The sequence below is a fragment of the Streptomyces sp. genome (assembly GCF_035563135.1).
Classification (GTDB): Bacteria; Actinomycetota; Actinomycetes; order Streptomycetales; family Streptomycetaceae; genus Streptomyces.
Genome location: NZ_DATMVN010000319.1, coordinates 1 through 9,353, shown reverse-complemented (window position 1 = coordinate 9,353; position 9,353 = coordinate 1). Strand labels below are relative to the sequence as shown.

The following is a 9,353-nucleotide window of genomic DNA, read 5'->3' as shown; positions in this document are numbered from 1 at the left end:
CAGGAGACGAACTTCCATGCGTCGTCGGTCTTCCTGGACGCCTTCTGGATGCCCCAGGCCCAGGTGTAGAGCCACCCTGAGCTCTTGGTCCGCTCGACCGGCGCGGGCACGTAACCGATCTTCCCCTTCACCGGGGAGCCGGCCGCCTCCAGCGAGCCCGCCCCGGCTGTGGCGTCGTACCACATGGCGGTCTTGCCCTGTGTCATGTTGTTGAGGCACTCGGCGTATCCGGCCTGGGAGGCTCCGCGTTCCCCGTGCTCGCGCACGAGGTCGACGTAGAAGCGGGTGGCCTCCTTGAACTCCGGTGAGGTGAGCCGGGGTTTCCAGTCTTCGGTGAACCAGGTACCGCCCATGGTGTTGACGACGGTGGTGAGCGGGGCGATGAGCTCGCCCCAGCCGGGCAGTCCGCGCAGGCAGATGCCCTTCATACCGGGCTCGGCGCCGTCCGCCTCCGCCGCGAGTGCGGCCACCTGTTTCCAGGTGGGGCGCGCGGGCATCTTCAGTCCCTTCGCCTCGAAGACGTCCTTGCGGTACATGAGGAACGAGGACTCGCCGTAGAAGGGTTCGGCGTAGAGCCTGCCCTCGGCGGTGAGCGACTCCCTCAGGGGTTCGAGGATGTCGTCCTGGTCGAAGGCGGTGTCCTTCGCGGCGTACGGGTCGAGCGGGTGCAGCCAGTCGTTCTTCGCGAAGAAGGGCACCTCGAAGTTGCTGATGGTGCCGACGTCGTACTGGCCGGCCTGGTTGGAGAAGTCCTGGCTGATCTTGTCGCGGACGTCGTTCTCCGGGAGCACGGTGAAGTGGACCTTGATGCCGGTCTCCTCGGTGAAGTGCTCGGCGGTGAGCTTCTGCAGCTCGACCATCTGCGGGTTGTTCACCATGAGTACGTTCAGTGCGTCGCCTCCTCCGAACGAGGTGCCGCCCGCTCCGGCGCACCCGGTGGCGAGGAACGCCATCACTGCCGTGCCCGCGACCGCACGTACGCGGATCCCACGGCGTCGTTGCTGGTGGGGCATAAGTTCTCCTGATCGGTCGTAGCGGCTCATGGATCGGTGCCCCTGCCCTCCCGGCTCTCCCCGGCGGTTCCGGGCGTGACCGGGCCGCCCTCCGGCCGCCCGGCCCGGGCGGGGAGAGCGAGGGCGCGGGCCGGGTCAGACCCGGATGACGTTCGGGCCGAGCAGGGAGTAGCGCTGGGCCTCGGCCGAGGGCAGCCCGGTGTCGGTGACGACGGACTCGAAGTCGCCGACACCGGCGAAGCGGCAGAAGCTCACCGCTCCGAACTTCGAGTGGACTCCCGCGAAGACGCGGCGGCGGGCGCTGCGCATGGCCTGCGCCTTGACCTCACCGACCGCCGGGTCCGGGGTGGTCAGCCCGTACTGGCGGGAGATGCCGTTCGCACCGACGTACGCCAGGTCGATGACGAAGTCGGCGAGCATGCGGGTGGCCCAGTGGTCGACGGTCGCCATGGTGCTGCCGCGCAGGCGTCCGCCGAGCAGGAGCACGGAGGTCTTCTCCACGTCCGCCAGGACCGTGGCGACGGCCAGGGAAGCGGTGACCACGGTGAGCGGCCGGTCGCGGGGAAGGGCTTCCGCTATGAGCTGCGGGGTGAAACCCTCGTCGACGAAAACCGTCTCGGCGTCACCGAGCAGGTCGGCGGCCGCCGTCGCGATCCGTGATTTCTGCGGCACGTGGTGCGTGGTGCGCATCGCCAGCGTGGTCTCGAACCCGGCGCTCTCGACAGGGTAGGCGCCCCCGTGCGTGCGGCGCACGAGACCGTGTTCCTCGAGGGTGTGCAGATCACGCCTGATGGTCTCCTTGGCCACCTGGAACCGTTCGGCCAGCCGGTTCACATCGACCGAACCGTCCTGTCGGGCGGTCTCCAGAATTCCTCGTCGGCGTTCCTCGGTGCCCACGACACCATCCCTGCGCTAGTGCGAATCCGGTGTGGCCCCTACGTCCGTTCGGGCTCACGCATTGTTTGTACAAGCAGAAACGGCTCTTCGACCAGCTTATTCGCGCACCAGGCTGTGCCCGTTCGTGCCCGTTCCCCGACGGGTCCCCGCGCCGGTGACCTGCGCTGCGGTGGCAGCGGTCCGGCCGGACCGTGTCTGCTTCCCCCTCAGCCGTGCCCGTTCGGTGCCCGTCAGCGGTCACCCGGAGGACAGGGCCTCTAGCACAGCCGTCTTGAGAACACGACAGAAACCGCTGAAAAATGTCCGATTGTGCACCTCCGTGCCTGATTTCAGCCAACAATCCGTGCTTGCTCTGCCTTCGGACAACCTCCGGCCGCGACAGCCGCCTCTCACAGGAAAAGCGACTCCACCGCCCCACGGGGCACTCGGACATCGGAGAACGATGAGCACCAGAACCCCCCGCAGCCGTCTGTGGCGTCCGGCCGTGGCCGCCGCCGCGGCGATCACCGTGACCGCCGGCGTCGTCGCCGCAGCGCCTGACAGCAGGCAGGCGGAACCGGTCCCGCAGCTCGGCCTGGTCGCCGCGTCGAAGTCGGTGACGCTCGACTCGTGGAAGGAGGACCCGGGCGTCTACCTGGACCTGGGGACGTATCTCACCGCCGCGGGCGCCCCGCTCGAACTGCGGGTGACCCGGAAGAGCTACAAGGAGCCGGTCGTCGCCACCCAGATCATCCGGGAGGGGACGAAGACCCGGACCAGGGCCCTCCCCAAGGGCCTGGTGAAGGACTTCTCGGGGCTGCCGGACTTCGTCCGCATCACGCTCCGGGACGCCGTCGGCACCTCGGTGCTGAGCCGCACGGAGTCGTTCTGCCCGAACAACGCGTCGGGCAGGATCCAGCCCGACGCCCCGGCCACGTCGAAGTATCCCGAGAGCTGCCCCACGAACTCCTTCACGCTCGGCTCGGTGTGGGGCGTCGAGAACGGCTGGGCGTCCAACACGTACGCCGGCTACTACGCGACGCCGGTCGCTCTCGCGGCCGGCACCTACACCGCGGAAGTGTCCGTCACCCAGCGCTACCGCGACCTGTTCAAGATCGCCGACAAGCCTCAGACCGTCAAGGTGACGGTGCGCGAACGCAGCTGGGACGAGGAGAGCCCCGCAGCCGCTCCGGGCGCCCGCTCGGCACCGGGGCACGCGGCCCACACCGCCGGACACGCGGGTCACGCCGGACACACCGCTTCGCGCACGCCCGCCCCGGTGTCCGTGACCACCGGAGCCGGACCCTCGTACAACGTGGGCCACGGTCCCCACACACCCGCTCCCGCCGCCGTGCCCTGGGCCGCCAAGCGCGCGGGTCTCCGGTCGGCGCAGGGCGACGGGCCCGGAATCACGGACGGTTCCCGGCAGGCACCCGCCGCACGGCCGAACGCCCAGCGCCCGACGGGCAGGGCGACCGTGCCGGACGTCCCCAGGCCCGACCTGCGCTCCCTGCCCGCCTACGGCATCACCATCGGTCAGGGTGACACCGGCGCACCGGACAAGGACTATCTGGCCTTCAGTGCCAACGTGTGGAACGCGGGGCCCGCGCAGCTGGTGGTGGACGGCTTCCGCAAGCCGGGCAACGACCTGATGGACGCCTACCAGTACTTCTACGACGCCTCGGGCAAGCAGGTCGGCTACACCCCCACCGGCACCATGGAATGGGACCCCCGGCCGGGGCACGAGCACTGGCACTTCACCGACTTCGCGAGCTACCGGCTGCTGAAGGCCGACCGGAAGGAGACCGTGCGCAGCGGCAAGGAGGCCTTCTGCCTGGCCAACACCGACGCGGTCGACTACACGGTGAAGAACGCGAACTGGCACCCGGACAACACCGATCTGTCCACGGCGTGCGGTCAGGAGAACTCCATCTCCGTACGGGAGGTGCTCGACGTGGGTTCCGGTGACACGTACACCCAGGACCTTCCGGGCCAGTCCTTCGACATCACCGGCCTGGCGAACGGCACCTACTACATCCAGGTGCTGGCCAACCCGGAGAAGCGGCTCCAGGAGACCGACCTCGAGAACAACAGCGCCCTGCGGAAGGTGGTCCTCGGCGGCAAGCCCGGAGCCCGCACGGTGACCGTCCCCAAGCACGACCTGGTCGACGCACCCTGACCCGTGTCCTGCCGTCGTGGCCCCCGGGGAGGTGCCTGCTCCCCGGGGGCCGTCGCCGTCACCTCCACGGCCTCGGCAACTGCCTCTGACCGGCCAGTGGTTGTGACAGACTGCGCAGGTGGAGCGGTCCACCTCTTCTGCAACGGAGCTCGCCATGACGACTGGGACGTCCCAGCCCCCGATCGACACCAGCAGGCCGCACTCGGCACGCGTCTACGACTCCCTGCTCGGGGGCAAGGACAACTACCCGGTGGACCAGGCGGTGGCCGAGCACCTGCCGGCCGAGGCGAAGGCCGGGGCGTTCCAGAACCGCGCCTTCATGAACCGCGCGACGGCCTGGCTGGCCGGTGAGGGGGTCAGCCAGTTCCTGGACATCGGCACGGGGATCCCGACCGCGCCGAACCTGCACCAGATCGCCCAGGAGATCGATCCGCGCTGCCGGGTCGTCTACTGCGACAACGACCCGATCGTCCTGCGGCACGCCGAGGCCCTCCTGGTCAGCCGGCCGGAGGGGGCGACGGACTATGTGCACGCGGATGTGCTGGAGCCCGCCACGATCATCGAGGCGGCCCGCAAGGTCCTGGACTTCGACCGCCCCGTCGCCCTCTCGCTCCTGGGTCTCCTCCATTTCCTGCCCGACGACCTGAAGCCGGTGTCCGTCGTGCGCACCCTGACGGCCGCCCTGGCGCCGGGCAGCTATGTGGTGCTGTCCCAGGGCGCGTCGGACGTGAACCCCGAGCGCGGTGAGCAGGGGGCGGCCGAGTACGGCAAGGGCGGCATCCGGCTCGCGCTGCGCACCCGAGCCGAGTTCGCCCGCTTCTTCGAAGGCCTGGACATCGTCGAGCCGGGCCTGGTGACGGCTCCCGAGTGGTTCCGCGGCACGCCGGCCCCCGAGCAGGAGCTGAGCGGCGTCTACGTCGCGGTCGCCCGCATCCCGTAGCAACGGCCCGGAAGGGGGCGTCGTCATGACCGAGGACCACCGGCACCCGGCAGCCGAGGCGTTCGACGCCATCGGGGCCGGCTACGAGACGGCGTTCGCCGGCTCCGCCGCGCACCGCGACTCGCTGGAGCGGCTGCTGGAGGGACTGGCTCCGCACAGCAGGATTCTGGACGTCGGCAGCGGCACGGGCCGGCCGGCCGCCCGCACGCTGGCGGCCGCCGGGCACGAGGTGCTGGGTGTCGATGTCTCACCCGTCATGGTGGAACTGGCCTCCCAGCGCGTTCCCGAGGCGTCCTTCCGCTGCGCCGACATCCGTGAGTTCCCCCTGGAGGAGGAGAGCTTCGACGCGGTCTGCGTCTACTTCTCGCTGCTGCAGATGCCGCGCGACGAGCAGCGCGTCCTCGTGCACCGCCTCGCGGGGGCGCTCAGGCCCGGCGGCCTCCTGGTCCTGGCGACCGTGCCGCTGGACGTGGAGGGCGTGAGCGCCGTCTTCATGGGCCAGGAGGTGCGGGTGACCAGCTTCGGCCCGGAGGCGTTCAGGGCGCTCGTGTCCGGTGCCGGGCTCACCGTGGTCCACGAGGTCGGCACGGTGTTCACGCCGTCCTGTCCGGGGGCTGTGCCCGAACCCCATCTCTTCCTGCACTGCCGCCGGTGACCTGACGGTGTCCACTCACCCCGGCCCGTCCGCCTCCGGCTGGGGCAGCTGCTCCGTCCAGATGACCTTGCCGCCGTCGTCGGTGTAGCGGGTGCCCCAGCGTTCGGCCAGCTGGGCGACGAGGAACAGTCCCCTGCCCCCCTCGTCCATGCCGGCCGCCTGGCGCAGGTGGGGCGAGGTGCTGCTGCGGTCGGACACCTCGCAGATCAGGGTCCGGTCGCGGATCAGCCGTACGCGGATGGGTCCGGTGGCGTAGCGGATGGAGTTGGTGACCAGCTCGCTGAGGATCAGCTCGGTCGTGAACACCTCCTCCAGGAGATTCCACTCGGTGAGCTTGCGGGACACGTCCGAACGGATCCGGGCGACCGCCGAGGGGTCGGAGGGTACATCCCACTCGGCGACGTTCTCCGCGGCGAGACAGCGGGTGCGGCCGACGAGCAGCGCGACGTCGTCGCGGGCCCTGGCGGGCACCAGGACGCGGAGGACTGCTTCGCAGGTCTCCTCCGGTGTCCGCTCGGGATGCCCGGACAGCGTCTCGCGCAGCAGTTCCAGCCCCTCGTCGATGTCGCGGTGCCGTTCCTCGACGAGCCCGTCGGTGTAGAGCACCAGCCGGCTGTCCTGCGGAAGCTGTACGTCGAGGGTCTCGAAGGGCATACCGCCGAGTCCGAGGGGCGGGCCGCCCGGCACGTCCGCGAACACGGCGTGGCCGTCCGGGCTGACGATCACCGGCTGGAGGTGGCCGGCCCGCGCCATGGTGCAGCGCCCGGACGCCGGGTCGTAGATCGCGTAGAGGCAGGTGGCGCCGGTGACACCGCCGCCCTCCGCGCCCTCGGCCGTCTCGTCCAGGTCGATGCGGGTGACGAGCTCGTCCAGGTGCCAGAGCAGCTCGTCGGGCGGCAGGTCCAGGGTGGAGAAGTTGTGGACCGCCGTGCGCAGACGTCCCATGGTGGCGGCGGCGTGGAGCCCGTGCCCCACCACGTCACCCACCACGAGGGCGACCCGGGCTCCGGGCAGCGGGATGATGTCGAACCAGTCGCCGCCGACCCCGCCCAGCCCGCCGAGCCCGGCCTGCGCGGGAAGGTAGCGGTAGGCGGCGTCGATGGCGCTCTGGTCGGGGAGCCCCCGCGGCAGCAGGCTGCGCTGCAGGGTGACCGCCACGTTGTGCTCACGCGAGTAGCGGCGCGCGTTGTCGATGCTGACCGCGGCGCGGGCGACGAGTTCCTCCGCGACGGACAGGTCCTCCTCCTCGAACGGTTCGGGGCTCTGGGCGCGCCAGAACATGGCCACGCCGAGGATCACGCCCCTGGCCCGCATCGGGACGGCGATCAGCGAGTGGAATCCGCATTCCATGATGCGCTCGGCCCGTGCCGGGTCAGGCTGCTGCCAGCCGGACATCTGCGTCAGGTCGGTGTCGAGGACGGCTTCGCCCCTGAGCAGGCCGGCACCGATCTCCATGGTCGGCAGGAAGCGGACCACCGAGCCCAGGGGCTGGAGCCCCGTGTCGTCGCGGTGGCCGCTGAAGGCGGAGCGGCGCAGGCCGTCGGTGGTGGCGCGGGCGGCTGTGGGTTCCTCGCCGCGCAGCACGCCCTCGGCCAGGTCCACGGTGGCGTAGTCGGCGAACCTGGCCGTGGCGAAGTCCGCCAGTTCCTCACACGTCCGTACGACGTCCAGGGCGGTGCCGATCTCCGTGCCCGCGTCGTAGAGGAGCTTCAGCCTGCCGCGCGCCGTGGCGGCGCTGCCCGTGAGGGCCTGCAGCTCCGTGGTGTCCCGCAGGGTCGTCACGCTTCCGGGCGGTCCGCCGTGCCTGTCGGTGGCCCGCTGACTGACGGCCAGGAGGCGGCCGCCCACGGAATGCACCTCGTCGGTCGCGCTGCGCCCCGAGGCCAGCAGCGCGGTGGTGACCGGGCCGAGCCCGAGCTCCGTGACGGGCGTGCCCTCGATGTCCGGCGGGAGGCCCAGGAGCCTTCGCGCCTCGTCGTTGGCCAGCAGGAGCCGTCCGTCGCCGCCGAGGATGAGCACGCCCTCGCGCACGGCGTGCAGGACGGCGTCGTGGTGCTCGTACATCCGGGTCATCTCGGTCGGGCCGAGACCGTGGGTCTGGCGTTTCAGCCGTCCGGTGACGAGCGCCGTGCCTCCCGTCGTGAGCAGGAGTATTCCGGCGGCGGAGCCGAACAGGAGGGGGAACTGGTTCTCGACGACGCCGCTGACGTTCTTGATGGTGATCCCGGCGGACACCAGGCCCACGACCTCGCCGTCCGCGCCTTCCACGGGAACCACGGCCTGTACGAGCGGGCCGATGGTCCCGTCCACCTTCTCGGTGACGACCCGGCCGGCCAGGGCGGGTGCCACCTCGCCGACGAACTTCTTGCCGATCCGGTCGGGCAGCGGATGGGTGTAGCGGACCGATTCCAGGTTCATGACGACGACGAAGTCGACTCCGGAGCCCTTGCGCGCCGCCTCGGCCTTCGGCTGGAGCACGGAGGTGGGGTCGGGGCTCTCCAGGGCGGCTGCCGTGCCCGGGCCGTTCGCGAAGGCCTCGGCCACGGCGACGGAGCGGTTGCGGGCCTCGCGTTCGCTGTCGGCGCGGGACTGCAGCACGAGCGCGGTCACGGAGGCAGCGACGAGCAGCACCACGATCGCCACCTGCAGGAGAAAGACCTGACCAGCGAGGCTTCTCATCCGGAGAAACGAACGCGGGCGGCCGTAGCGTCCGGCCATATGACCCTTTCTACACGGCTTCCCGCTTCCTCGCCGCCCCGCCGTCCTCGTGGACCGGCCGGTTGCGGCTGCCGCTGCCGGCGCGGGGCACGGAGACCGCCCGGGGCCCGTACGGATGCCGCGCCGTCCGTACGGGCCTGGAATCCGGCGCCCTCTACTGGCCGGCGAGACCCGTGTGGGCGATGCCCCGCACGATCTGCCGCTGGAAGAACGCGAAGATGATCAGGAGCGGCATTCCCGCGATCACGAGGGAGGCCATGATCTGGGCGTACCGCACCCCGAAGGTCGACTGGACGTTGACGAGGCCGACGGGCAGGGTCATGCCACCGGGGTCGGTGGTCACGAGGAACGGCCACAGGAAGTTGTTCCAGGTGGAGATGAAGGTGAAGATCGCCACGGCCGCCAGTACCGGCCGGGACAGCGGTATGACGATCGTCCAGAACACCCGCCAGCGGCCGGCTCCGTCGACGAAGGCCGCCTCCTCGAGCTCCCTCGGTACGCCTTCGAAGAACTTGACCAGGATGAACACCATGGCGGGCACGGCCACCTGGGGCAGGATCACGCCCCAGTAGGTGTCGACGAGGCCGAGCTGGACCATCTCGCGGAACAGGGGGGCGATCAGCACCTGCGGGGGCACCATGATGCCGGCGAGCACCAGCCCGTAGAGCAGCCGCCGGCCGCGGAAGTCGGTGCGTGTGAAGCCGTACGCGGCCATCGCGCAGGTCACGACGGTCAGCAGGGTGGTCATGACGGAGATGTAGGCCGAGTTCATCAGCCAGATCATCAGGTCGCCCGACTCCCAGACCTTGCTGTACGCGTCGAAGGTGACGCGCGAGCCGATCCAGGAGAGCGGGGTCTTCGTGGTCTCGCCCTCCGGCTTCAGGGAGGTGGCGACGGCCCAGGCGAGCGGCAGGAGCCACGCGGCGGTGAGGAGCAGGGCGATGACGAGCAGGACGATCCTGCCGCGCGTCC

At 70.5% G+C, this 9,353-nt stretch carries 7 protein-coding genes; 3 read left to right on the top strand and 4 right to left on the bottom strand.

Annotated elements, in window-relative coordinates; translation table 11 throughout:
- Window positions 1-1,013 (bottom strand): sugar ABC transporter substrate-binding protein (locus VN520_RS13995; RefSeq protein WP_325747226.1); only part of this gene is annotated, 1,013 nt, incomplete at its 3' end.
- A 135-nt stretch (window positions 1,014-1,148) separates the two neighbouring features.
- A complete protein-coding gene (locus tag VN520_RS13990; RefSeq protein ID WP_325747225.1) occupies window positions 1,149-1,910 on the bottom strand; it encodes a DeoR/GlpR family DNA-binding transcription regulator in 762 nt (253 codons plus the stop codon).
- Window positions 1,911-2,352: 442 nt separating this feature from the next.
- Here VN520_RS13990 and VN520_RS13985 point away from each other — a divergent pair, with 442 nt between their 5' ends.
- From VN520_RS13985 to VN520_RS13975, 3 genes are all read left to right on the top strand, one after another.
- Window positions 2,353-4,068, top strand: a complete 1,716-nt coding sequence (locus tag VN520_RS13985) for a lysyl oxidase family protein (RefSeq protein ID WP_325747224.1) — start codon at window positions 2,353-2,355, stop codon at window positions 4,066-4,068.
- A 154-nt stretch (window positions 4,069-4,222) separates the two neighbouring features.
- Window positions 4,223-5,008 carry an SAM-dependent methyltransferase gene (locus VN520_RS13980; protein ID WP_325747223.1) on the top strand — a complete coding sequence of 262 codons (786 nt, stop codon included), beginning with the start codon at window positions 4,223-4,225 and terminating at the stop codon, window positions 5,006-5,008.
- 25 nt (window positions 5,009-5,033) lie between these two features.
- Window positions 5,034-5,663 (top strand): class I SAM-dependent methyltransferase, encoded by a 630-nt coding sequence (locus VN520_RS13975; RefSeq protein ID WP_325747222.1) that lies wholly within the window; start codon window positions 5,034-5,036, stop codon window positions 5,661-5,663.
- A gap of 15 nt (window positions 5,664-5,678) precedes the next feature.
- Here VN520_RS13975 and VN520_RS13970 read toward each other — a convergent pair whose 3' ends face one another.
- Both VN520_RS13970 and VN520_RS13965 read right to left on the bottom strand, forming a co-directional pair.
- A complete protein-coding gene (locus VN520_RS13970) occupies window positions 5,679-8,381 on the bottom strand; it encodes a SpoIIE family protein phosphatase (protein ID WP_325747221.1) in 2,703 nt (900 codons plus the stop codon).
- Between the two features lie 154 nt (window positions 8,382-8,535).
- Window positions 8,536-9,353 (bottom strand): carbohydrate ABC transporter permease (locus VN520_RS13965; protein WP_325747220.1); only part of this gene is annotated, 818 nt, incomplete at its 5' end.